Source organism: Streptomyces sp. NBC_00091 (genome assembly GCF_026343185.1).
In the GTDB taxonomy this organism is placed as follows: Bacteria; Actinomycetota; Actinomycetes; order Streptomycetales; family Streptomycetaceae; genus Streptomyces.
The window spans coordinates 701,702-726,668 of the sequence record NZ_JAPEMA010000002.1; the positions used below are offsets into that span (position 1 = coordinate 701,702).

The 24,967-nt window shown below is 70.6% G+C and carries 14 protein-coding genes and 1 pseudogene; 9 read left to right on the forward strand and 6 right to left on the reverse strand.

All coding sequences use genetic code 11. From position 1 onward, the window contains the following. Nucleotides 1-7 precede the first annotated feature (7 nt). A complete protein-coding gene (locus OOK34_RS30950) occupies nucleotides 8-2,596 on the forward strand; it encodes an ATP-binding protein (RefSeq protein ID WP_267037475.1) in 2,589 nt (862 codons plus the stop codon). A gap of 4 nt (nucleotides 2,597-2,600) precedes the next feature. Then, nucleotides 2,601-3,155: a hypothetical protein gene (locus OOK34_RS30955; protein ID WP_267037476.1), complete on the forward strand. Its 555-nt coding sequence runs from the start codon at nucleotides 2,601-2,603 to the stop codon at nucleotides 3,153-3,155. Between the two features lie 29 nt (nucleotides 3,156-3,184). Here the strand turns inward: OOK34_RS30955 and OOK34_RS30960 are convergent, their stop codons facing one another. Beyond that, nucleotides 3,185-3,592 carry a RidA family protein gene (locus OOK34_RS30960; RefSeq protein WP_267037477.1) on the reverse strand — a complete coding sequence of 136 codons (408 nt, stop codon included), beginning with the start codon at nucleotides 3,590-3,592 and terminating at the stop codon, nucleotides 3,185-3,187. Between the two features lie 126 nt (nucleotides 3,593-3,718). On the opposite strand from OOK34_RS30960, the gene OOK34_RS30965 reads away from it, so the two are divergent. Then, the gene (locus OOK34_RS30965) at nucleotides 3,719-4,099 is read left to right on the forward strand and encodes a helix-turn-helix domain-containing protein (RefSeq protein ID WP_267037478.1); all 381 of its coding nucleotides are present in this window, start codon (nucleotides 3,719-3,721) and stop codon (nucleotides 4,097-4,099) included. Between the two features lie 54 nt (nucleotides 4,100-4,153). Here the strand turns inward: OOK34_RS30965 and OOK34_RS30970 are convergent, their stop codons facing one another. Further along, on the reverse strand, nucleotides 4,154-10,207 hold the full coding sequence (locus OOK34_RS30970; protein ID WP_267037479.1) for a hypothetical protein: 6,054 nt from the start codon (nucleotides 10,205-10,207) through the stop codon (nucleotides 4,154-4,156). A 55-nt stretch (nucleotides 10,208-10,262) separates the two neighbouring features. After that, a complete protein-coding gene (locus OOK34_RS30975) occupies nucleotides 10,263-12,473 on the reverse strand; it encodes a hypothetical protein (protein ID WP_267037480.1) in 2,211 nt (736 codons plus the stop codon). A gap of 708 nt (nucleotides 12,474-13,181) precedes the next feature. Between OOK34_RS30975 and OOK34_RS30980 the strand changes: the two genes are divergently transcribed. The 4 genes from OOK34_RS30980 to OOK34_RS30995 all read left to right on the forward strand — a co-directional run bounded on the left by OOK34_RS30980 (nucleotide 13,182) and on the right by OOK34_RS30995 (nucleotide 19,019). Continuing rightward, on the forward strand, nucleotides 13,182-14,675 hold the full coding sequence (locus OOK34_RS30980; RefSeq protein WP_267037481.1) for a xanthine dehydrogenase small subunit: 1,494 nt from the start codon (nucleotides 13,182-13,184) through the stop codon (nucleotides 14,673-14,675). After that, nucleotides 14,672-17,071: a xanthine dehydrogenase molybdopterin binding subunit gene (gene xdhB / locus OOK34_RS30985; protein ID WP_267037482.1), complete on the forward strand. Its 2,400-nt coding sequence runs from the start codon at nucleotides 14,672-14,674 to the stop codon at nucleotides 17,069-17,071. The genes OOK34_RS30980 and xdhB overlap by 4 nt, the downstream gene beginning before the upstream one ends. 1 nt (nucleotide 17,072) lies before the next feature. After that, nucleotides 17,073-17,942: a xanthine dehydrogenase accessory protein XdhC gene (gene xdhC, locus OOK34_RS30990; protein WP_267037565.1), complete on the forward strand. Its 870-nt coding sequence runs from the start codon at nucleotides 17,073-17,075 to the stop codon at nucleotides 17,940-17,942. 177 nt (nucleotides 17,943-18,119) lie between these two features. Beyond that, complete coding sequence (locus tag OOK34_RS30995) at nucleotides 18,120-19,019, forward strand: aldo/keto reductase (RefSeq protein ID WP_267037483.1); 900 nt, start codon at nucleotides 18,120-18,122, stop codon at nucleotides 19,017-19,019. A 206-nt stretch (nucleotides 19,020-19,225) separates the two neighbouring features. Here OOK34_RS30995 and OOK34_RS31000 read toward each other — a convergent pair whose 3' ends face one another. Next, nucleotides 19,226-20,374, reverse strand: a complete 1,149-nt coding sequence (locus tag OOK34_RS31000; RefSeq protein WP_267037484.1) for a DUF475 domain-containing protein — start codon at nucleotides 20,372-20,374, stop codon at nucleotides 19,226-19,228. Nucleotides 20,375-20,768: 394 nt separating this feature from the next. On the opposite strand from OOK34_RS31000, the gene OOK34_RS31005 reads away from it, so the two are divergent. Both OOK34_RS31005 and OOK34_RS31010 read left to right on the forward strand, forming a co-directional pair. Continuing rightward, the gene (locus OOK34_RS31005) at nucleotides 20,769-21,650 is read left to right on the forward strand and encodes an LLM class F420-dependent oxidoreductase (RefSeq protein ID WP_267037485.1); all 882 of its coding nucleotides are present in this window, start codon (nucleotides 20,769-20,771) and stop codon (nucleotides 21,648-21,650) included. A 120-nt stretch (nucleotides 21,651-21,770) separates the two neighbouring features. Continuing rightward, nucleotides 21,771-22,403: pseudogene (locus OOK34_RS31010) on the forward strand (histidine phosphatase family protein); the annotation flags it as partial. A 45-nt stretch (nucleotides 22,404-22,448) separates the two neighbouring features. Here the strand turns inward: OOK34_RS31010 and OOK34_RS31015 are convergent. Continuing rightward, nucleotides 22,449-23,810, reverse strand: a complete 1,362-nt coding sequence (locus OOK34_RS31015) for an aldehyde dehydrogenase family protein (RefSeq protein WP_267037486.1) — start codon at nucleotides 23,808-23,810, stop codon at nucleotides 22,449-22,451. After that, on the reverse strand, nucleotides 23,810-24,868 hold the full coding sequence (locus tag OOK34_RS31020; RefSeq protein WP_267037487.1) for an AMP-binding protein: 1,059 nt from the start codon (nucleotides 24,866-24,868) through the stop codon (nucleotides 23,810-23,812). Before OOK34_RS31020 ends, OOK34_RS31015 begins: the two co-directional genes overlap by 1 nt. Between the last annotated feature and the right edge of the window lie 99 nt (nucleotides 24,869-24,967).

Consider the following 24,967-nt stretch of genomic DNA (forward strand, 5'->3'; position numbering starts at 1 on the left):
GGGACCCGTGAACGGGACGGCTCAGGCGCGCCCGACGGCCGGCAGCGGTGCGCCGGCCCTGCCGGCGCGGGGGAAGCTCAAGGTGTTCCTGGGCGCGGCTCCGGGCGTCGGCAAGACGTACCGGATGCTCGACGAGGCGCACCGCCGGGCGGAGCGCGGCGCGGACGTGGTGGCCGGTTTCGTGGAGTGCCACGGGCGCCGGCACACGGTGGCGATGCTCGACGGGCTGGAGAGCCTGCCGAGGGCGGAGTACGAGTACCTCGGCGGCCGTCACCCGGAGTTGGACCGCGAGGAGCTGCTGGCCAGGCGGCCGCAGGTGGTGCTGATCGACGAGCTGGCCCACCGCAACGTCCCGGGCGACGGCCGTCATCCCAAGCGCTGGCAGGACGTCGAGGACATCCTCGCCGCCGGGATCGACGTCGTCACCACGCTCGGCATCCAGCACCTGGAGTCGCTCAGCGACGTGGTCGAGAAGATCACCGGGGTGCCGCGGCGGGAGACGGTTCCCGACGATTTCGTGCGCCGCGCCCATGAGATCGAGCTGGTCGACCTGCCTCCCGAGGGGCTGCGGCGCCGGATGGCGCACGGGAACGTGTATCCCCCGGAGCGGATCGACGCCTCCCTCGCGAACTACTTCCGTCCCGGAAACCTCATCGCCCTGCGCGAGCTGGCCCTGCTGTGGCTGGCCGGGCGCGTGGACGAAGCCCTCCACAAGTACCGCACCGAGCACGGCATAGACGGCGTGTGGGAGACCCGGGAACGGGTCGTGGTCGCCCTCACCGGCGGCCCGGAGGGCGAGACCCTCATCCGGCGCGCGGCACGCATCGCCGGCCGGTCCGCGGGCGGTGAGCTGCTGGCCGTGCACGTCACGCGCAGCGACGGGCTCGCGGCGGGGGTCTCGCACGCCGCGCTGGCCGGGCAGCGGGCCCTCGTCGAGGACCTCGGCGGCAGCTACCACTCGGTGGTCGGCGACGAAGTGCCCACCGCCCTGGTGGACTTCGCCACGGCGGAGAACGCCACCCAGCTGGTGCTCGGTACGAGCCGGCGGCGTCGGCTGGAACGTTTCCTCACCGGTCGCGGGATCGGCGAGACCGTGGTGGCGCTGTCCGAGGACATCGACGTCCACATGGTCACGCACGAGCGGGCGGGCCACGGCCGGCTGCTGCCCTCGCGCCGGCGTACGCTCCCCACCTCCCGGCTCGTCGCCGGGCCGGTGGCCGCCCTGCTGCTCCCGCTGCTGCTCGCCCTCGCCCTCGACCGCATGCGCGGCACGCTGAACCTCACCAGCGAGGCCCTGTTGTTCCTGGTGGCCGTGGTGGGTGTGGCCTGCATCGGCGGGATGGCCTCCGCCCTGGTCGCGGCGGTCACCGCCGCCCTGCTCCTGAACCACTGGTTCATGCCGCCCATCGGCGGATTGGCCTTGGGCGACCCCGACAGCGTGCTGGCGCTGGTGGTGTTCGCCGTCGTCGCCGCCACCGTGGCCGCCGCCGCGGACCGGTCGCTGCGGCTGTCGCGCCGCGCCGCCCGGGCCACGGCCGAGGCGGAGACGATGTCCTCGCTGGCCGGCAGCATCGTCCGCGGCGACCACACGATTCCGGCGCTGCTGGAACGTACCCGGGAGACCTTCGGTATGGAGAGCGTCGACCTGGCCGCGGCGGCCCCCGACACCGGTGCGGGCGGCGGCGGCCCGGACCCCGCCCTGGTGGTGGCCGCCGGGCCCGAAGCCCACCTCGTGCTGCGCGGCCGGGCGCTCCCCTCCTCCGAGCGGCGCGTCCTGGCCGCCTTCGCCGCCCACGTCGGGGCCGCGGTCGAGCGCGCCCGCCTCGCGGAGGCCGCCGCCGAGGTCGAACCGATCAAGGCCGCCGACCGGCTGCGCACCGCCCTGCTCCGGGCCGTCAGCCACGACCTGCGGACCCCGTTGGCCGGGGCGCTCGCCTCGATCAGCTCCCTGCGCAACGAGGACGTCGCGTTCTCCGCCGAGGACCGGGCGGAACTGCTGGCCTCCGCCGAGGTCTCCCTGAACCGGCTCAACCACCTGGTGGAGAACCTGCTCGACCTCAGCCGCCTGCAGGCCGGCGCCCTCACCCTGGAGCTGCGGGCCACCACGCTCGAAGAGGTGCTGCCGACCGCGCTGGACTCGCTGGACCTCCGGTCCGGGGACCTGCCCGGGCCCGCCGTCGACGTACAGAACCTGGAAGCGGTGCCCGCGCTGCGGGCCGATCCGCCGCTGCTGGAACGGGTACTGGCCAACCTCGTCGGCAATGCCGTCCGCCACGCGCCCGCGGACCGGCCCGTGCTGGTGACGGCCAGCGCCCTGGCCGGGCGGGTCGAGGTCAGGATCGCCGACCGGGGCCCGGGCATCGACCCCGCCGACCGCGAGCGCGCCTTCGAGCCCTTCCAGCGTCTCGGCGACCGCGACAACACCGCCGGGCTCGGCCTCGGCCTCGCCCTGGCGCGGGGACTCACCGAGGCCATGGAGGGCACGCTCACCCCCGAGGACACCCCGGGCGGCGGCCTGACCATGGTCCTCTCGCTGCCCGTCGCCCCCGACACGGGCGCGGGCACGGGCACGGACGCGGACGCGGGGCGGCTCTGATCACATGCCCTCACCTCGCCCCCGGCGGCTTCCGCGCTCCGCTTCGGCCCGGCCTCCCGGCCCCGTCGCCCACGACGTCCGCTGGGCCGGTGAGCGCCGCTCGGCGCTCGGAGTCGCGTCCCTGCTCTTAGCGGCCCTGTTCACCATGGACGCGGGCCTCGGAGAGCTCGACGTGGCCCGCGTCCTCCTCTGGACCGGCCTGGCCTGCCTCGTCTTCGTGATCCTGCTTCCGCCCCGGGTCTGCGTACGTCCCGGTCTGCTGAGCGTCCGGAGGGTGTTCAGGGCGGACAGCGTCCGCACCGACTCCCTGGTCTCGGTCCAGTGGTCCGACGGGGTGGCCCAGCGCGTGGTCCTGCGCGACGCACAGGGCGGCCGGGTCGAGATCGACCCGGCCGTCCTGGTCCGCAACCCGCCGATGTGGCGCCGCCTCGACGCGGACAGCCGCACCTCGATCACACACGGCACCCTGCGCCACGGCGCGACCGCCCTGCGGGAGCTGGCGGACCGCATCGACCGCGAAACGGCCCACACCGTCTTCAAGGTCTCCGGCCTGGACTGAGCCCGCATCGTCCTGAGCTGCTGAGCCCCTCAGTCGATGACGGCGGTGGCTTCGATCTCCACCAGGTGCTCGGGTACGTCCAGTGCCGCGACGCCCAGCAGACTGGCCGGCGGGACCGGAGCGGCCCCCAGCTTCGCGCCGGCGCGGGCGATCCCCTCGAGCAGCAGGGGCATCTTGTCGGGGGTCCAGTCGACGACGTGGACGGTCAGCTTCGCCACGTCGCCGAAGGAGGCGCCGATCGCGGTCAGGGCGGTGGCGATGTTGAGGTAGCACTGCTCGACCTGAGCCGCGAGGTCGCCTTCGCCGACCGTGACGCCGTCGGCGTCCCAGGCGACCTGCCCGGCGATGAAGACCAGCTTGGACCCGGTCGAGACCGACACCTGCCGGTAGACGTCGATCTCCGGCAGTCCCTTGGGGTTCACCAGGGTGATGGCCATGCCGTCTTCCTCCCTTTGCTGTGCGTGCGAGCCGCCGCGAGAGCCGCTCTCTTGTGGTTACTCAGGAACCGTAGGAGAGTGGCCGCAGGCATGGAAGAACGCACTTTTCGGTGACTGGGGAACCTGATGGTGACCAAGCAGTACAGCGGCTCGCCCGAGGACGCGGACCTCAGGCGGGCGGACTCCCTGGCGCGGGAGATCTTCTCGGACGTCGCCAACAAGTGGGCGCTCCTGATCATCGAGGCCCTGGGCGAACGCACCCTGCGCTTCAGCGAGCTGCGCGACGAGGTCGAAGGCATCAGCCACAAGATGCTCACCCAGAACCTGCGCATGCTGGAGCGCTACGGTCTGATCGAGCGGACGGTGCACCCCGTCGTGCCCCCGCGGGTCGAGTACGCCCTCACCGAGCCGGGCCAGGCCCTGCGGGTGACGATCGACGGGCTGTGCGACTGGACCCACCGGTACCTCGGTCACATCGAGGCCTCCCGCCACCGCTTCGACGGCTGACGGACGGTGCCCCCGAGCGGACGCAGCCGCTCGGGGGCACATGCTCAGCCGTCGTCACGCGTGGAACGCCACGCAATCGCGGAGGAGTGGTTCCAAGCAGAGCTGGGCGTCCTTGCGGTCGGTGGCCTGGAGGGCGTCAAGATCCTCGCGGTCGAAGACCTGGAGGGCGTCAAGACAGGCGGCGATCCAGCGGGCCTCGTCCTCGTCCTCGATCTGGACCGCCACCGCGGTCACCGCCTCCTCCATGTCGAACCGGCCCTGCTTGAAGGCCTCGTCCAGGGCCCGGTATCCGGTGGCGAGCAGCGGGTCCGCGTACACTCCGGTCGCCTCGACGAAGGCCCGGGCCTCCGCCCGGTCCGTGCGCATGGCGGCCAGCCGGCGCAACACCTCGTCCGGGTCGCCGAGTTCCCTGTGCAGGCGGTGCGCCCGGCCCACCAGAGACGGCCAGCCGCTGGTCATCTCGTGGAGACGGTCCAAGCGGTCCTCGGTGTGGAACATCTCCACGCGCTGGGCCCAGCCGCGCAGGCTGCGGCGATCGTGACGGCGCAGCACCACGGGGACGGCCGAGGTGCCTTCGGTGCCCGTCAGCAGGGTGCGCCACAGGGCCAGCTGGGTGGGGTCGGTGACGAGAACCACCGCACGGGTCACCCCCGGAGTGGCGGGCAGCAGGGACTCGGCCAGGTCGACGGCCTCCCGGCAGGTCTCGGAGCGCGCCTTGTAACTGGCGAAGTCACTGATGACGACGCGTCGTTCACGTGGGATCCCACCCGCGAGTTCCTGCTTGTAGACGCTGGGCTTGCCGACGGGCGGGAGCTTCCAGTCGGCGATGCGTCCGGCGACCGTGCGCAGGGTGTCTCCGACGTCGGTGATGCCCGTGGCCGAGGTGCCGAGGACGACCCTCGTCTGGTTGGACCGCTCGCCCAGGAGGTCGTCCAGCTGGGTGATGGTGAGGGGAGCCGGCCGGCCGTCGGGCAGTTCGGGACGGCCCTCCTGCACGATGCTCTCCTGCAGTTTGCAGTCCTGCTCGGCCCTCAGCAGACGGGCGTCCACCTCGTGCGAGGTGCCGATCATGCGCAGTGCGTTCGGGCCTCGCAGATGCCAGCCCTGGCCGTCGTGGTTCGGCGCCAGGATGCCGAGGCCCACCATCTCGGAGAGATACGCGCGGAAGCCCTCCGTGTCGAGCTGTTCGAAGCCCTTGTGCCAGAACGTCTGGCACTCGTCGCGCAGTTCGGCGTCGCTCAGCCGTACTTCCAGGCCGTGGTGGCGGGCGTGGTACGCCAGCACGTTGGCGATCACGTCGTAGCGGTGATCGAGGGTCAGCGTCTCCTTGAAGGCCGCCGAAATGCCGTCCCTGAGCCCGGTGTCCGACTCCACGCCTTCGATCTCAGCGGCCTCCACCGGGTACGGGGGTCCCTCGGCTCCGCGCCGGGTGCGACGCTTGCGTTGCATCAGCTCGACCAGCCGGTGACCGAACATCTGGAGCAGGAAGGGCTGGTAGGAGCAGTAACCGAGCACCCTGTTGACGAGGTCCACGTCCTGGAACTCGAAGCCGAGGGCACGCATCGGTTCGACCAGCAGTTCGGCGGCGGACTGGGGGGCGAGCGGGCCGATCACCTTCGGCGTCTGGGCGAGGTGGCCGAACGGTCCGTTGCTGGCGAGCTTGGAGAACCGCTGTACGGAGTGCAGTCCGGCGAAGACGACCTTGGCCCGGTCCTTGGTGTCGGAACCGAGGCCCTTGAGCTTCTTGGTCTGGTCGAAGCGGGGGGCGTCCGCCTCGAAGAACTGGTCGCACTCGTCGAGCAGGATCAGCAGGCGCCGGCGCGAGTCCCCGTCCATCCAGGCGCGGATGCCGGCCCGCACCCGTTCGGCGACTTCCTGCTTCGACTTGCGGACCGGGGTCCCGCCCAGGACCTGGGCCGCCCTCAGCTCCCGGTCGAGTACGCTCCACAGCGCCTCCGGCCCCAGGGAGCTGCCCTTGCCGATGTTCTCCTGGTCGAGGTTCACGTACACCACTTGCTGGTATCCGGGGCGCTGCCTCTCGAACCGCTCCCCCGCGTCACTGAGGAGCGCCGACTTGCCGAGGCCGCGGCCACCGAAGATGACCTGGGTGCCGTGCGGGTCGATGATGCTCACGCGTTCGGCGTCACGGCCGTAGAACATCTCGCCGCCGATCCGGCCGCGCTTCTCCCTGATGTACGGGTTGACTCCGGAGAACGGCAGCAGGGTCTGCGTGGCCGTGCTGACCTGGCGGTTGCCCCGGGCGGCGAGGTAGGCGAGGGCCGCGTCGTCCACGACCAGCAGCGGTTGCAACCGGTCGGACCCGACGGCGAGTTCCACCCGGGCCTCGCGGCCCAGCGTGCCGAAGTAAGCGACCAGGAGGCTCGCACCGCTGGTGTCGCGGGCCGCCCAGCCCATGACGACCTCGGCGGGCGGTCGGCCCCAGACCATCAGTACGCGCAGACTGCCGCCGCCCTGCTCCTTGATCTGGGAGCCGAACGCAGGGGCCTTCGCCCGGCCGTTGATGTCCACGTCGGTCACCTCGAACAGGCGGTACTCACGCCGGTGGTGCGACTGCTGGTCCAGCGGCCTGGCGCTCTTGGCGTCGTAGCCGAGCAGCTTGAGGGCCGGGAGCAGTTGCCGCCGGGCGGACACCTCGAGCCGGTCCCTCCCCTCCGTCGCGCCCAGCTCCCGCCATGCGTCGAGGGCGTCGGACGCCAGTGCCGCCTCGTCGGTGGAGAGCGTGCCGTAGTCCAGGACGGGGACCACCTGGTGCTTGCCCCCGTTCCGGACGAGGTCGACCAGGTCACGGTCGATGCCCTTGGGCAATCCGTCGGGGACGGCCGGGAAGAACTCGGTCAGGTGCGACTCACCGCCCTCGATCTCCGGGACGGGCTCGCCGATCTCCAGGAAGTAGACGAGGTCGGCCGCGGTGGGCAGCCCGCCCGTCTCCAGGTGCCGCAGGACCTGGGCACGCTGGTCCACGGTGAGCTCCAGGGCCTCCAGCCGGGCCCGGATCCGGTCGGCCGCCTGCTGCCGGAAGGCCGGCAGGTCGCTCCGTACCGTGTCGAGGGCCCGCCGTACGTCCATCAGGTCGTGCGTGTCGGCGCCGTCGAGCTGGTCGCGGGCGTCGGCCAGCAGCTCCTGGAGGCGCAGGTCCTGGTCATCGGTCACGGCCCCGTCGGCCTGCGCGCGGTGCAGCTCGGCGACGAGCTCGTCGTGCTCCCGGCGCAGCGCCGTACGCCGGGCGGCCTCCCGCTCTTCGATCTCGCGCAGCGAGGGCAGGGTGAGCTCTCCCGCCTCCGCTGCGGGCAGCGTCCCGCGTCCGGCGAGCTCGACGATGGCACGGGCCGCGGTGAAGGCGTCGTGGGCGAGTCGCTCGTCGAGGCCTTCCTGCCAGCTCCGGCCGACGGCCACCAGGAGCCGGGCGAGCGGGGGCCGCTCGTCACGGGTGTCGCACACCTTCAACAGCTCGGCGTCCAGTACGAGTTCAGGAGCGAGCAGGCTGCCGGGACGCGTGGTCCCGGTATCACCGGCCAGCAGGGCGAACAGCTCGTCCATCGACGTACGTGCCGCCCATGCCGTTGCCGCGGCGACGGCGGCCGAGCGTCGCGCCAGCTCCTCCAGCTCGGCGAGTACCGCCTCCTTGCCGGCCAGCAGGGACTGGCGCAGCGAGGAGATCTCCTTGACCGCGCGGTTGCCGTCGGAGCGGTCGCCGCGCCGGATGCCGTCGACGGCCAGGCACCACTCCTTGGCGAGACCGGCGGACCGCTCGATGAGGTGCACCAGGTCCTGGCGCCCGGAGCCCTGGAGCGGCTTGCCGCTGGGCGAACGGTACTTGCGGTCCATGCGGTCGATCTCGTTGTTGACCTCGGCCAGCTTCGACAGCCGGTCGGCCTGCTCCCGCACCTGCTGCATCGCTTCGCGGTTGTCGCCGACCACGGTCATCAGCAGCGATCCGAGGAGCCCGTCGTCCGGTGCCAGCCACCGCTTGGCGATCTCCGTCGCCCGCGCGAACCTCAGCCTCTGCGGCGCGAGCAGAGACCGGCACTGCTCGCGCAGCTCACGCAGCCGGGCCTCCGTCTCGGACGCGTCGGCGATGACGACGAGCGGGGAGGCGATCATCAGGGCACCGCTGAGTGCGCGGTCGGCGACGGCGGTCGTCACCTCCGCGAGCCGGTCGGGCAGCCGGGGCACCAGAGCCTTGAGCTGAGCGCCCGCCAGATGGTCGCCGGTGATCAGCGCCGTGCGCAGCAGGGCGGGCAGCAGGACGAGTTCGCTCCCCTCGGCGTCACGGCCCTCGTATCCGCCGTACCGCTGGAGCAGGTCCGCGGTCAGCCGGGCCCCCTGGCTGTCGCCGGAGGTGAGCAGGGCGGCGGCGCCGGCGAGGCGGAGCGCCGCCACCTGCGGCGCGGGGAGGGAAGCCGCTGCGGCCACGTGCTGGGCGAGCCCGAAGCGCCGCTCCACGACCAGCTGGGCCAGGGCCCGTACGGCCGCGTCGTCGTCCTCGTCGCTCTCGTCGTCCTCGTTCGCGCGCGGGTCGGGGGCGGCAGGCTCGTCGTGTCCGGCGGGCGCGGGGGCGGGCGCGGGGGACGGCGCGGGCATCACGTCGGCTGCCGGTTCGATGACCGGCTCCGGGTCGGCCTCGGGCTCGGCCGGAGCCGGCGCGGGGGCCGGGGCCGGGGCACGTGAGTCGTCGGCGTCGGCGTCGGCGTCGGCGTCAGGAGACACGAGGACGGAAACGACGGCTTCCGGTTCGGCGGCGGGCTCGGTCGGCCGTACGACCGCCCCGCGCTCGCCGGTCGTCCTACCGCCGGCGGGCCCGGTGGTGACCGCCGGTTCGTGGTCGGGGCGGACGGCCCGCGGCTGCGTCAACGCCAGCTCAGAGGCCATGATCACCGCCATGGCGCAGGTCGGCAGCACCCGCACGACCTGCTCCTGCAGGGTCAGGATCTCGGTCGCGGCGTCCGCCTGCCGGGCCAGCCTGATGATCCGTGCCAGGGCGGCGAGCGCAGCGCTCTCCTCCCGCTGCCCCTCCTCCCACACCGGTGCCTCCACCAGACGGCGGGCCGCTCCTCGTACGGCCTCGGCGGCAGAGGCAGCGGCGCTGTCCGGCCGGCAGGACACGTCCAACAGTTCCCGCAGGGTCTCCCGGGCCTGGAGGTCGCGTTCCCGTGCCGTCCGGTACGTGCGTGCGGCGCGGGTCATGTCCTCCAGGCGCCGGGGCACCCCCTCGATGCCCGACGCGCGGAACACCGCGCCGGCGCTGTCGAAGGCAGCTCTCAGCGCGGCCAGCAGGACCAGATCCGCCTCGTGCGGAGGACGCCCGTCCACGACCGCGTCGGTCACCTTGTCCACGGCTTGCCGGGCCTGGGCGACGGCCGACTCCAGCTGTCGGCAGGCCGCCTCGGGATCGGGATCCGGCTCCGGCTCCGGGGCCGCCGCGGGCACGTCGCCCGCGGTGGAGGCGTTCGGCACCGGGGTCTCCCGTACGGGGGCGGTCGCGCCCTCGGCCGTACGGGGAGTGAAGTCGGGGTGAGCCGCCACGATGGAGCGGGCCGTGTCACCGACGACGGCGTACCGCGCCCTGTCCCCCTCGTCGGCCGCCGTCGCCGCGAACCAGTCCTGGTCCGCCGCCCAGGCGAGGATGTAGGCGTCGGCGACGGAAGCGCTGCACCACGCGAACACCGTGGCCCGGACGAGCGTCTCGCCCCATCGGACGACGGGGTCGGACACGGCCTCTTCGTCGCCGGCGAAGACGAAGCCGCCCACCTGCTTCATCACGGTGAACGTGAGTTCCCTGACCCCGCAGCTGTAGGAGTGCTGGCGGGCGTCGCGTCGTAACCTGGCCAGCACGTCCTTGCACAGGGCGCTGCCCGCCCGTCGGGGGGCCGCCATGCGGATCCCCAGGCTGCCGAGCAACTCCTGCCGGTCCCTGTGCGACAAGGAGTTGAAGGCCAGTTCCACCATGCCGGCCGTGAGGCCGTTCAGGGTGGCGAGAACCGGGGGTTGCAAGGCGTTGAGAGCGTCGGCCAGGCCTTCGAGGGCCTCGGCCGAGGCGCTGGGCGGGGACCATGGCAGCCCCGTGACAGCGCGATAGCGGTCTTGCATGTACGCGTACTCCGTATTCGTTGCCGGTTTTGAGGAGGATCGAAAGGAAGGAGGGTCAGTGGCCGCGCGTGTGCGCGGTGACGAACGTGTACCCGTAGGGCAGTTCCCAGCCGTCGGCCTTGCCCAGCCCGCGGCAGTACTCCCGGAATGCCGCTCGCTGGAGTCCGCTGGGCGAGGCCCCCGGCCTGAGGCGGCGCAGATGGCCGGCGACGAACTGGACGGCACGCAGCTCCTCGCCGGCCGGTCCCTCGCCGCCCCATGGGCGCCTCACCCGGTATCGAGGGGGGCGGTAGCCGATGAGGGGGATCTCCGGTTCGTCTTCGCGTGCCGGGTAACGCGGTTGGCCCCAGGCGTCGCGGCTTCCGAGTGCCGGCTCCAGGAGGCGTTCCGCGAGGAGTTCCGCGACCGCCGATTCCAGGGCGGCGGCCTGTGACCGGGCCGGCCGGCGTCCGTAGGCCGCGTGCGGCAGGACCGAGCGGTCCAGCAGGGCGTGACCGTCCACAGTGAGCAGCCCGCAACGGCGCACCGTCCGCATCACCAGTTGCCGGGGGCCGAGACCGGCGGCCGTGTCCCCGTGGCGGTCACTGCCCGGAGCGTCCTCCCTGGTGAGCACGCGGGGGTCGAAGCAGTGGCCGATCACTCGGCCTCCGGCCTGCACCGGTCCCTCGAGCCGTGCCGTGGCGGCGCGGATCACCCTGCCGCCGCGGAGCCAGCGCAGCTCCAGCAACAGGCCGGGGAAGAAGTCGCGGGGCCAGGTGATCCCGGTCAACCGGTCGGCGCCCCCGCCGAGTTCGGCAGTGACCTCCTCGGCCGTCTCGTTCTGCGGCCGTCCTTGGGCGCGGTGGTCGAGTTCGAGGCGCGCCGTGGGGCGTCCGCCGTGGGACCGGCGGAGTTCGCGCGCGACGTCCGGGTGCAGGGGGAGCCAGCCGTCGGTGAGGTGGGCCAGCCGCAGGGGCAACCGCCAGACGATTTCCTCCGCGTCGATCCGCAGCAGCTCGCTGGGGCCCAGGGTGGCGTCGTCGGCGAGGGGCAGGTCGAGCGGTTCCGCTTCCGGATCAGCCTCCGGCTCCGGCTCCGGCTCCGATGGCGCGCGTACCGTGGAGATCCAGCCGCGTCCGGCCGGGACCAGAGGATCTCCGGGAGTCTCGGCGTCACCGGGGTGGTGGGACCTCCACACACCGCCGCCCTCGAAGGCGTCGTCGAGCGTGATCCGCGAGCCGTTGCCGAACCGGCCCCGATCGCTGTCCCGCCGGACCACGTCGCCGAGCGCCAGATTCGCCCGGCACACCGCTCCGGCGTACCCCACTCCCCTGAGCAGTTCCGTCGCCCCGGGGAACCCGCGCAGCCGCGGCCCGACCGCCGTGTAGACGCTGACGGGCGAGGTGAGGCCGTGGCGCCGCCTCGTGGGCGTGGCGGCGTGTTCCACCGCTGCCGCGAGGGACCTGAGATCACCGCCGCCCAGGGGTCCGGTGTCGCGCCAGGCGTCCGCGAGGGAGGCCCGGGTCATCGCGTAGTGGCCCCACGTGCGCAGCGCGTGGCTCGAACGGAGGACACCCCGCACGGTGTCGAGAAGGCCGAGCAGACCCGCCCGCAGATCGTCGTCGTGCGTGCTGCCCACCAGTGAGGCGAGGGACACCGGCACGAAGGGGCTGAGCAGCTGGTCCCGCGCCGTCGTCAGGAGGTGGTCCGCATAGGCGGTCACGTCGTCGCGCCGGGCGGCCTCCCGGGACGGATAGCAGACGTCGACGAGGACATGGCCGTCCTCGTTGATCCAGCGCCGGCGCGTTCGCAGGCGGTGGAGCTGGGCCGGTGAGAGGCTCAGGGCCGGGCCGAAGGCATGGAGATCCGGGACCAGGAGCTCCCTGCGCCGTGGAGCGGTGTCGTTCCCGGGCCTGCCGGGGCCCTCGGCGCCCGCGGGCGCCCCCGACAGCCAGGCCGGTACGTCACCGAGGGCGCCGCCCACCTCCGGATGCGCGCCCTCCCGGTAGACGATCTCGGCGTAGAGCGGGTCCGAGCCGGTGGCCACGCACACCATGGCACCGATCGGGAGTACGGGGGCCGACTCGCCGAAGGTGATCACGGGGAAGTCGTCGAGGCGCAGCGGGCTTCCGCCGTAGCCGTCGCCGCCGGTGTCGTAGCCGAAGTACGCGGCGTTGAAGGCGACCGCGGTGTGCACCGGCGCCGGGCGGGCCGCGACGACCGCCTCGAGGTAGCGCAGCAGCCGGTCCCGGTCCCGGTCCGGTACGGCTTCGTGGCCCCTGGTCATGGCGGGCGTCAGAAGGGCCTGGTCGCCGTAAGGGTCGGGCACCTCCGTCCCGTCGCGAGACGCCCGTGACGCCTGCGGCCCCGGACGTCCGCGGACCGCCGTTGATGCATACGAGTCCCCACCCATGACACCTCCGCCGCCTACGTGTCCGCCCCGGCCGAGTCTGCGGTTATTCACGCAGACTATGCCTCCGCATGACGTGCCGATGGTGTTTTCATCACTTCACCCGGGTTGGCCGCGGCCCACACCGGCCCCGCGAGCGGCGGCGCCAGACCGGGGCCCTGAACCGCGCGATCCCCGCCACTGGTTTCGCGTACGAATACCTGCCGCACGAAGTGGCCGGCCTTCGTGGAATCGACCGAGATCCGCTTGACCGATGAACCTGCGGCAACGTAACTTCGACCGCACCGACTCGCGGGCTACTGGAAGGAGGCGAAGCCGGATGTTCACCATCTCCGAACTGCTTCGCCTCGCACACCAGATCGCCTGGGCTCCCGGTCGTGTCGCACACGGCTGCTGAACAGCCCCCTTCCCGGCGCGCCCTCTCGCGGCCCCGGCACCTTCTCCTCTCTGTCACCATCCACGGCACGCCGTTGCGTGCCGATGTGTCGCGCTCTGGGTTATCGAGCTGCGACCGCCGAAAGAGAAAGCTCCTGAAATGGCGACTAGGACAGTCACATCGACCGTGCGCCGGAATGCGAGCGCGTCATGGTAGCGGCGCGGATCACGGTCAACGGAAAAGAAACACCGATTTCACCGGCCGCACCCCACACCACGGTGCTGGATTTCCTGCGTGAGCGCGGCCTCACGGGCACCAAGGAGGGCTGCGCCGAGGGTGAATGCGGCGCCTGTTCGGTCCTGGTGGCCCGTCCGGGGGTGAACAAGCCCACCGACTGGGTGGCGGTCAACGCCTGCCTGGTCCCGGTCGCGGCGCTCGACGGCCAGGAGGTCGTCACCTCCGAAGGTCTCGCCACCGCCGGTGAACCCGGCGCGCCGGCCGTGCTGCACCCCGTGCAGGAGGAGATGGCCGTCCGCGGCGGCTCCCAATGCGGTTACTGCACACCGGGGTTCATCTGCAGCATGGCCTCCGAGTACTACCGCCCCGACCGCTGCGCGCACCCGGCCCCGGCCGAAGGCACCGAAACCGCCACCAGCACCGGCACCGGCACCGGCACCGAGCACGGTCCGAACGGTTTCGATCTGCACGCGCTGAGCGGAAACCTCTGCCGCTGCACCGGTTACCGCCCGATCCGCGATGCCGCGTTCGCCGTCGGTACGCCCACCCGGGACGACCCCCTCGCGCAGCGTCGCGAGCAGTCCCCGCCCGGACCGGCCGCCACCGAATACACGCAGGACGACAGCGCGTTCCTACGGCCGGGCACCCTGGCCGATGCGCTGCGGCTCCTGCGCGAGCGGCCCGACGCGGTGGTCGTCGCCGGAAGCACCGACTGGGGTGTGGAGGTGAACATCCGTTCCCGCCGGGCGAGTTGCGTGGTCGCTGTCGACCGGCTGCCCGAACTGCGGGAGCTGCGCGTCGAATCCGGCCACATCGAGATCGGGGCGGCGCAGACGCTCACCGAGATCGAACGTCGTCTCGACGGCAGCGTCCCGCTGCTGGCAGAGCTGTTCCCGCAGTTCGCGTCCCGGCTCATCCGCAACAGTGCGACCCTCGGCGGCAATCTGGGTACCGGGTCCCCCATCGGTGACAGCCCGCCGGTGCTGCTCGCGCTGGAGGCGTCGGTGGTGCTCGCCGGCGCCGACGGTGAGCGCGAGGTCCCCCTGTCCGACTACTTCACCGGCTACCGGCAGAGCGTGCGCCGTCCCGGCGAGCTGATCCGCGCGGTGCGCGTCCCCCTGCCGCTGTCGCCGGTCACGGCCTTCCACAAGATCGCCAAACGGCGCTTCGACGACATCTCCAGCGTGGCGGTCGCCTTCGCGCTCGACATCGAGGGCGGAATCGTGCGCAAGGCACGCATCGGCCTGGGCGGCGTGGCCGCCACACCGATCCGCGCCCTCGACACCGAGGCGGCCCTGGAGGGCAAGCCGTGGGCGCCGGAGACCGTGGAGGCCGCGTCCCGGGTACTGCGGAACGAGGGCACACCGATGGACGATCACCGCGCCAGCGCCGGCTACCGGTCCGCGATGCTCGGCCAGAGCCTGCCCAAGCTGTACGCGCGAACCACCGAGGCGGTGTCGTCATGAGCCAACTGTCCGAACGTCCCGAAAAGCCCGTCGTCGGGGTTTCGATGCCTCACGAGAGCGCCAATCTGCACGTCACCGGCGCCGCGCTCTACACCGACGACCTGGTCCATCGCACCAAGGACGTACTGCACGCCCACCCGGTCCAGGTCATGAAGGCCCACGGCAGGATCACCGCGCTGCGCACCGAACCCGCGCTCGCCGTGCCCGGTGTGGTCCGCGTACTCACCGTTGCCGACGTGCCCGGCGTCAACGACGCCGGAATGAAGCACGACGAACCGCTGTTCCCCGACACGGTCATGTTCCACGGCCACGCCGTCGCCTGGGTGCTCGGCGAGACCCTGGAGGCGGCCCGGCTCGGTGCGGCGGCCGTCGAGGTGGAACTCGACGAGAAGCCCTCCGTGATCACGCTCCAGGAAGCCATCGCGGCCGAGAGCTTCCACGGCGCCCGGCCCATGATGCTGACCGGCGACGTCGACGCCGGCTTCGAGGACTCCGCGCACGTGTTCACCGGCGAGTTCCAGTTCTCCGACCAGGAACACTTCTATCTCGAGACGCACGCGGCGCTGGCCCACGTCGACGAGAACGGGCAGATGTTCGTCCAGAGCAGCACCCAGCATCCCTCGGAGACGCAGGAGATCGTCGCGCACGTACTCGGCCTGCACAGCCACGAGGTGACCGTGCAGTGCCTGCGGATGGGTGGCGGCTTCGGCGGCAAGGAGATGCAGCCGCACGGGTTCGCGGCCATCGCCGCGCTCGGCGCCAGGCTGACCGGCCGGCCGGTCCGGGTACGGCTCAACCGGACCCAGGACCTGACCATGTCCGGCAAGCGCCACGGGTTCCACGCCACGTGGAAGATCGGTTTCGACGCCGAGGGCCGTATCCAGGCCCTGGACGCCACCTTGACCGCGGACGGCGGCTGGAGCCTGGACCTGTCCGAGCCGGTGGTGGCCCGCGCGCTGTGCCACATCGACAACACCTACTGGATTCCCCACGCGCGCATCGCCGGCCGCATCGCCAAGACCAACAAGGTCTCCAACACCGCCTTCCGCGGCTTCGGCGGCCCGCAGGGCATGCTGGTGATCGAGGACATCATGGGCCGGTGCGCGCCGCTGCTCGGCCTCGACCCGATGGAGCTGCGCGAGCGCAACTTCTACCGGCAGGGCCAGTCGACGCCGTACGGACAGCCGGTCGCCCACCCCGAACGGATCTCCACCGTCTGGCGGCAGGTCCAGGACGACGCCGGCATCGCCGATCGCAAGCGCGAGATCGCGGCCTTCAACGCCGCGCACCCGCACACCAAGCGGGCGCTCGCGATCACCGGGATCAAGTTCGGAATCTCCTTCAACCTCACCGCCTTCAACCAGGCCGGTGCGCTGGTGCTGGTCTACAAGGACGGCTCGGTCCTGATCAACCACGGCGGCACCGAGATGGGGCAGGGCCTGCACACCAAGATGCTCCAGGTGGCCGCGACCACGCTGGGCATCCCGCTGCACAAGGTGCGCCTCGCCCCGACGCGCACCGACAAGGTGCCCAACACCTCCGCCACCGCCGCCAGTGCCGGGGCGGACCTCAACGGCGCGGCGGTGAAGAACGCCTGCGAGCAGATCCGCGAGCGGCTGCTCCGAGTGGCCGGTACCCAGCTGGGTGCGAACGCCTCGGACGTGCGCATCGTCGAGGGCGTCGCGCGCGTCCTCGGCAACGACGAGGAACTGGCCTGGGACGACCTGGTGCGCACCGCGTACTTCCAGCGGGTCCAGTTGTCGGCGGCCGGTTTCTACCGGACCGAGGGCTTGCACTGGGACGCGAAGGCGTTCCACGGGTCGCCGTTCAAGTACTTCTCCTACGGCTGCGCCGCGGCCGAGGTGGAGGTGGACGGTTTCACCGGCGCCTACCGGATCCGGCGCGTGGACATCGTGCACGACGTCGGCGACAGCCTCTCCCCGATGATCGACATCGGTCAGGTCGAGGGCGGTTTCGTGCAGGGCGCGGGCTGGCTGACGCTCGAGGACCTGCGGTGGGACGCCGGCGAGGGGCCGAACCGCGGCCGGCTGCTGACCCAGGCCGCGAGCACCTACAAGCTGCCGAGCTTCTCGGAGATGCCCGAGGAGTTCAACGTCAGGCTGCTGGAGAACGCCACCGAGGAGGGCGCGGTCTACGGGTCCAAGGCGGTGGGTGAGCCTCCGCTGATGCTGGCGTTCTCGGTGCGGGAAGCACTGCGGCAGGCGGCCGGGGAGTTCGGGCCCGCCGGAGTCAGCGTGGAGCTCGCCTCCCCGGCGACACCGGAGGCGGTGTACTGGGCGATCGAAGCGGTCCGCGGGGGCGGCGTGCGGTACGACGGTCACGCGCCCGACGGCAGCGAGTTCCCCGCCGACGCAAGCGCTTTGAGCCATGCCTGACATGAGCTGGGTGGCCGCGGTCGCGCGGTTGCGGGCACGCCGGGAACCCGGCGTGCTCGTGACCGTCGCGACCGTGCGCGGCCACGCGCCCCGCCGGGCCGGCGCCAAACTCGTCGTGGGACGGACCGAGACGTGGGGTTCGATCGGCGGCGGCAACATCGAGGCCGTCGCCATCGACCGGGCGCGCGAGCTGAACGGCGCGCCCGACCCGGAGCCGGAGCTGATGGAGTTCGCCCTCAACGACAAGGTCACCGGCCGGCACGGCGTGCAGTGCTGCGGCGGAGCCGTCACCGTACTGCTCGAACCGCTGCCGGTGGTCCAGGCGGTGGCGGTCTTCGGCGTCGGGCACGTCGGGCTGGAGCTGGCCCGCATCCTGGCCCGCCACCACCTCGACCTGCACCTGATCGACACCCGCCCCGACATGCTCACCGAGGAACGGCTCGGCGTCCTCGCGGACGCGGTGGCGCAGATCCACGTGCACCACACCCCGCTGCTTCCGGAGGAGGTGCTCACGGAGCTGCCGCCCGGCACCCACGTCCTGATCATGACCCACGATCACGCCGAGGACGCCGCGCTGTGCGACGCCGCCCTGCGCACGGCAGGTCTCGGCTCGATCGGACTGATCGGCTCGTCCGCCAAATGGGCGCGGTTCCGGCAGCGCCTGGCCGTCGAGGGCGGCCACGACGCCGCCGCCATCGACCGGATCAAGACCCCGATCGGTGTCGCCGGGATCACTGGCAAGGAACCCGCCACGATCGCGGTGAGCGTCGCGGCGGACCTGCTGCGGACCTTCGAACAGGACCGCCAGTGGGAAGTGCCGGACACGGTCGCCGAGGTGCCGCACGCTCCTGTGGCCGGTCTCACCGCATGACGACGGGTCAGCGCACCCTCCCCGGGGCTTCAGGGGACGGTCTTGTCCCTGACGGAAAATCGCCGCCCGGATGCCTGGGTGATGGGGCATGCTCGGTGAGGTTGCCGGGAAACCCGCACCTGCGCGGGGCCCCTGCGACCAATGTCCCTTTCGGTATGCGACTTTCAAGGATTGATTTTGGGCACGCAGTCCACCACACATCCGGCCGACGCCTCCGGCGCTTTACGTCCGGCCGACGCCTCCGGCACTTTCGCTCTGGGTGGCGACCTGCCGGTGAACCGTCTCGGTTACGGCGCCATGCAACTGACCGGTCCAGGCGTCTGGGGCGAACCCCGCGATCCGGACGAGGCCGTCCGGGTCCTGCGCCGAGCGGTCGAGCTGGGCGTCACCTTCATCGACACGGCAGACGCCTACGGCCCGTTCGTCAACGAGCAGCTGATCCGCAAGGCTCTGCACCCCTACACCGACGACCTGGTCATCGCCACCAAGGGCGGCGTGACGCGTCCGGGTCCGGGCGACTGGCGCCCCAACGGCCGACCCGAGTATCTGCGTCAACGGGTGGAGCTGAGCCTGCGACACCTCGGACTCGAACGCATCGATCTGTACCAGCTGCACCGTATCGACCCCGACGTCCCACTGGCCGAGCAGCTCGGCGCGTTGGCCCAGCTGCAGCAGGAGGGCAAGCTCCGTCACCTCGGACTGTCCGAGGTGACGGTCGAGGAGCTCAAGGAGGCCCGGACGCACGCTGACATCGTCTCCGTGCAGAACCTTTACAACCTCGCGAACCGGTCGGCTGAAGACGTACTCCAGTACGCCGAGGCCGAGAACATCGCCTTCATCCCTTGGTTCCCGATCGCGACAGGCGAACTCGCCCGCCCCGGCAGCCCGCTGGACGCCGCGTCCCGGCTGCACAACGCGAGCCCCGCGCAGCTCGCCCTCGCCTGGCTGCTGCGCCGCTCCTCGGTGATGCTCCCGATTCCGGGCACGTCCAGTGCCGCCCATCTGGAGGAGAACGCCAACGCCGCACTGGTGCGACTCGACGACCAGGAGTTCGAGGCCCTCACCGCCGCCGCCTGAACTCGGTGTGGTCCGGCGCCCCCGGTCGACCGAGAGCTGCGCCACGTCGTCAGGCGCCGGATGCGGGCTGCCTCCTCATCGGGGGCACCCGAGCGTACGGCCGCGGGGTCGGTGACGCTCTGCACGGGCCGCGGATCAATGGTTCGCCTCCCGGCATGACCATTCCGCCTGGCGGCGGCCCTGCGGCCCGCGCTGGGCGGCCCGGCTCAGACGCCGGAGGAGACGTCAGCCTTCTCGTGGGACCCCGTGTGCTCTCCCTCGGCCGCCGCTAGCCTGCGGTTGCGCCGGACCGAGGAGAAGAAGGACCAGGCGATCAGGACGACGCCGACGAGGCCGGTGATGACCTCGTGGATCTCGTACTGGATGGTGACGAGCAGGATCACGGCGAGGGCGCCGATCGCGTAGTGCGCGCCGTGCTCGAGGTAGACGTAGTCGTCGAGGGTGCCCTTGCGGACCAGGTAGACCGTGAGCGAGCGGACGTACATCGCGCCGATACCGAGGCCGAGCGACATCAGGACGATGTCGTTGGTGATCGCGAAGGCGGCGATGACGCCGTCGAAGGAGAAGGACGCGTCCAGGACCTCCAGGTAGAGGAACATGAAGAACGCGGCCTTGCCGGCCATCACGACCGCTGGGACCTTCTTGCCGCTCGTCCTGGCCTCTTCTGCGGCCTCGTGCTCGCGCTCCTCCTCTTCCTCGAGCTTGTTCTCGAAGTAGCCGGAGAGGCCGCTGACGATCAGGTAGGTGATCAAGCCCGCGATGCCGGCGATCAGGACGGTCTGCACCTTGTCCGCATGGACGCCGCCGTGCTGGTGGGCCTTGGTGGCGAAGGTCATCGCGGAGACGAGCAGCACGATGAGCGCGATGCAGACGGAGAGCATGTCGACCTTGCCGAGCTTGGCGAGCGGGCGCTCCAGCCAGCCGAGCCACTTGATGTCACGGTCCTCGAAGATGAAGTCGAGGAAGATCATCAGCAGGAACATGCCGCCGAAGGCGGCGATCGACGGGTGGGCGTCGGTCACGAGCTGCTCGTAGCGCCCGGCATCGTTGAAGGCGAGATCGACGGCCTCGACGGGGCCGATCTTGGCGCTGATGGCGACGATCACGACGGGGAAGACCAGGCGCATGCCGAAGACGGCGATGAGCACACCGATGGTGAGGAAGATCTTCTGCCAGAAGGCATTCATCTTCTTCAGGATCCCGGCGTTGACCACGGCGTTGTCGAAGGACACCGAGATCTCGAGGATGGAGAGGATCGCCACGATCCCGAAGCCGGTCCATCCCCCGTATAAGACCGCCGCGACCAGGCCGAGCGCGGTCACCGCGAACGACCAGCCGAACGTTTTCAGAAGCACTGGCTACCCAATCGTTTCATGCGGGGCTCCCCCGCGCCGTACCTTGCTTTACGAAGCCTTGACCACGAAGTCTAGAGCGATGCCTCTCAGCCCTGACGGATACCGGCCAACGGCGCCGGCCTGGCCGCCGTCCAAGCAGGCCACCGCGTCCAGTTCACCATCGGCCGAACTCACAGTGCCGTCGACGAACCAACGCTCCACCAGATCTTCGCAGACCTACTCCTACCAGAGGCTTCACGCATATGTGAGGCCGGGTCATCGCCTCGGCCGCCCGCACGCGGTCACGCACCACAACTACGACATTTCCGAGAGGACCTCAATGGACAACTGATGGAGATCACGCCGTCGCCCCGAGCGGGATGACGGGAGAATCAACGTGTGGTACACAGGCATAATGTCTTCCCAACTCCCCTTACGCTTCGGCGTCAACATGTTCGTCCCCGGTTCGCGACGCGAGTGGCGCGCGAAGTGCCGCAGAGCCGAGGAACTCGGTTTCGATGTGGTCGGAGTGGCCGATCACCTGGGATTCCCCGCACCGTTTCCAGCAATCGTGGCCGCAGCCGAAGCGACCGAACAGGTACGGCTAACTACGTTCGTGTTGAACACGCCGTTCTACAACCCCGCCCTTCTGGCGCGTGACGTCACGAGCACCGACCAATTCATCGACGGGCGTATGGAACTCGGGCTCGGCGCCGGCTACGTGAAAGCCGAGTTCGACACCGCTGAGATACCGTTCCCCAGCGGCGGCAGGCGGGTCGAACAGCTGGAACGGACGGTCACCACGTTGCGTCGTCTGTTCAACGACACTGAATATCAGCCGCGTCCAGCCCAACCATCCGGGCCACCACTGCTGATTGCGGGCTGGGGCGACCGGCTGCTGCGGCTGGCCGCCACGCACGCCGACATCATCGCCTTCCCCGGAGGCTGGGCCAACACCACCGGTGATGCACTGCATCTGGCCGGAACCGCGCAGATGGAAGAACGAATCGCCTACGTGCGCGGCCTACTCGGTGACCGCGCCGATGCTGTGGAGCTGAATCTCCTGGTGCAGCAGGTGATTCCGCCCTCCGAACGCACCTCGGTACCCGACAGGTTCGCGCCGCTGCCGCCCGACGCCGCGCACAGCCCCGAGGAGGTGCCCAGCGTGTTGATCGGAACCCCCGCAGACATGGCGCAGCAAATCAAGGAACGCCGTGAACGCTACGGATTCACCTACTTCACGATCATGGAGTACAACATGGAGAACTTCGCGCCAGTCATCGCCGCGCTTCGCTGAACCGCGTACTCCGCCACAATGCCGCCGACGACGGGGGCTGTGATCGAAAGGGGTCATCCGATTCGCAACGACTCAAGAGCTGGTCGTGGAGCGGCCGGCGTGAATGCGCTCGCCGCCCAGGGCAGCTCCACGACCCTTGTGCTGCTACGCCACGGTGAGACGGCATTGACACCGGAGAAGCGGATATCCGGCAGCGGCGGCTCGGATCCGGCGTTGTCGGAGACCGGGCGGCGGCAGGCTGAGGCCACTGCCCAGAGGCTCCTGGCACGCGGCGCGGTGCGGGCGGTGGTGTCCTCACCGCTGCGCCGGGCCCAGCAGACGGCCGAGGCAGCGGCACGACGTCTGGGCCTGGAGGTCTACGTCGACGAAGGCCTCAGTGAAGCGGATTTCGGTGCCTGGGAGGGACTTACGTTCGCCGAGGTGCGCGAGCGCCACCCGGACGAGCTGGCAGCGTGGCTCGCTTCTCCCGATGCGGTGCCGGGCGGAACCGGGGAGACGTTCACCGCGGTTGCGCGCCGGGCCGCGCTCTCGCGGGACCGGCTCCTGGCGCGGTACGAAGGGCAGACGGTGTTGGTCGTTTCGCATGTCGGGGTGTTGCGGACGCTGGTTCGGCTGGCGCTGGACGCACCGCCCGTGTCGCTGTTCCGAATGGAGCTGTCGGCAGCCTCGCTGACGGCCGTGGCCTATGACGGGGATGGGACCGCGTCGGTGCAATTCCTCAACGACACATCGCACTTGGGGGACCACCGCTGACCTCGGTAGCCGAGGGGGCCGTGCTCGGCACGGCCCCCTCGTCGGTCAGCGTCGAATCGTCTTGGTGCGCATGAGGAATTCAGCGAGGTAGCCGTCGTGCGGCAGTCCGTGCTCCATCCATGGTGTCGGATGGTCACCGACGTAGACGTTGGCGATGGTCGGCTCGGCCACCAATTCGTCGATCAGGTTCTCGTCGGTGGTGACGGCAGTGAGGACGAGGGTGTCGCGCAGCGGCCGGATCCCGGCGTCGCGGTCCCATGGCGCAACCCACGCACAGGGGAAGCCCAGTTCCATCCCGAGCTGTTCGGCGAACGGGCTGTCGAGCTGGTGCACCGCCGGCCGGAGCACCGCGGAGCCATCCCCGAGATCGTCGACGATACCGTCACCGCCGAGCCACGCCTTGGTGCCCGCTGCACGCTGCCGCAGATACCCGTCCCACCGGCGGGCGGGACCGACGGGCATCACGGGCAGGACTGCGCGTTCGTCCGTCGCGGGCAGGCTGGGCAGCGCAGCGAGGCGTTCGGCGATCGCCTCGGCCACGGGGGAAGGGTCGCCCTCGACCAGTACGCCGGTGGCGTTGACGCAACCGACGCCCCCACCACTGCTGATCGACTCCACGATGGTGTCGACGATCGGCTCCCACTCGGTTTCGGCGGTGATGAGTATCTTGGAGCGCCCGGGGCCCTGCGGCAGAATGCGTCCATCGCCCGCATACTTGCCCACGACATCCGCACCGCCGTACACCATTCCGAAGTCGGCGTGCCGGAGGATGTCGTCGGCCACGTTGTGGTCGGTGGGCAGCAACGCGATTCCCTCGTCGCCGAAACCGGCCTCGCGCAGGGCAGTGACCAGCCGATGCGGGGTGAACGGCTCACGACGGGAGGGACGCACGGCAACGCGATAGCCGAGCGCGAGGGCATCGAACCAACCCTGGTGCACCGCAGGGTGATTGCCCGCCGCATGGACGGCGAATACCTCACCGCGCCGGGTCCACAACGCCGCACCGCCCCGAGCCCGCGGATCGCGCCACGAGCCGACCGCAGCGGCCGGCCGCGCGTTCTCCACGCTGAGGTGGATCCGCTCGGCCGCCCGCGCGATCTCGTCGGTGGCATGGCGCACCACCGTGATCGGTATCCCGGTGACCGCGCTGACGGTGTGCTGATATTCCTCCGGCGTCAGCCCCGCGATCGACTGCGTGGCGAAAGCCCGACCCGCCTGTGCGAACGCCGCGATCCGTGTGTCGACGGGTGGAGCCGGCGCTCGGCGCAGGGCCCTGATCGCGCGGGTTACGTAGAGCGAGGGTGCGAGGCTCAGTGTCGCGACCGGGTTTCCGGCAAGATCTCGAATGGTCTCCTGACGGCGGGACCGATAGGGGCCACCGGGGCCGAGAACGTCCAGGTGCAACATCAGTACACGCCCTCGATCACCTTCGTATCGCCGAAGGACGCCACAGGTGCGACGTCTGCGACCGAATCACCGAAGCCGCCATCCACCGGTGCGATCCGCGTCGCGTAGTCCCGCTCGATGTTGTTGACCAGCAAGGCACTTCGGCTCATGTGATGCACGACTATCTGCCCGCGCTCGCCGTACGGAACAACCTGGCCGGTGTCGGGGTCGATCACCCGGAACGTGGTGTACGGCGCGAAGGAGTCGAACACACACGGCTCGTCGCCACCGAGACCGGGTCGCTCCACCGATGTCCCCAGCATCATCGTGCCGCCGTACCCGCCGACGAACTTGGCGTTTCCGAACACCTCGTCGCGCAGCAGATCTCGGGTGTCGGCGTCCAGATGCGTACCACCCCAGATGATCGCGCGAACCTTCCGGTTCACCAACTCGACCAGATCGTCGTGCTGAGCAAGGCGCTCCAGCAGCGGCGGGGTGGCGAAGAGGACACCCACATCCTGGCCGGCCAGAATGTGGCTGACCTGTTCGATGAGGTGATCGGTGTAAGCGTCGGCCACGTCCGTCCGGCCGTCCGCGATCAGCTTCTTCACCCATCGCGGGTCCAGATCGATGCTGAAGTTCAGCCCACCCCGAGCCATCGCGGTGTCGGCCGCCATTGCTCCGACATTGTGCGGCCCGGTGGGGACAGCACTGAGCCAGTCGACATTTCGAGGTACGCCGTGAGAATCCAGTCGCTCACTGAACCATTCGACACTGCGCTGGTGCCACTCCGCACTGTACGGCACCGACTTGGGCCGTCCTGTGGTACCGCCGCTTTCGTAGACGGCGGCCCCGTGCTCGTCACCGTAGCCACGGGGGATCAGCTCACGGACGCCGATATCGCGTAGCTCGTCCACCACGTTGGGAAACAAGCTGAGATCGTCGAAATCCCGCACATCGGTCAGCGGATCAAAGTCGAGGCTCTCGGCCCGTTTCAGCCAGAACGATGACCCGGTCTCCGGACTGAAGTGCCACCGCATCATCTCCCGAACGAACTCTCCGCCGGTGTGCTCGACCATGGATTTCCTCTCGAAATAGTTGAACAAATGTCCGGCAACTCTGCGTTGGTCCGGTCGCGCGTCTCACCGAGCGGCGCCTCACACAGGGCCGCGACGCCG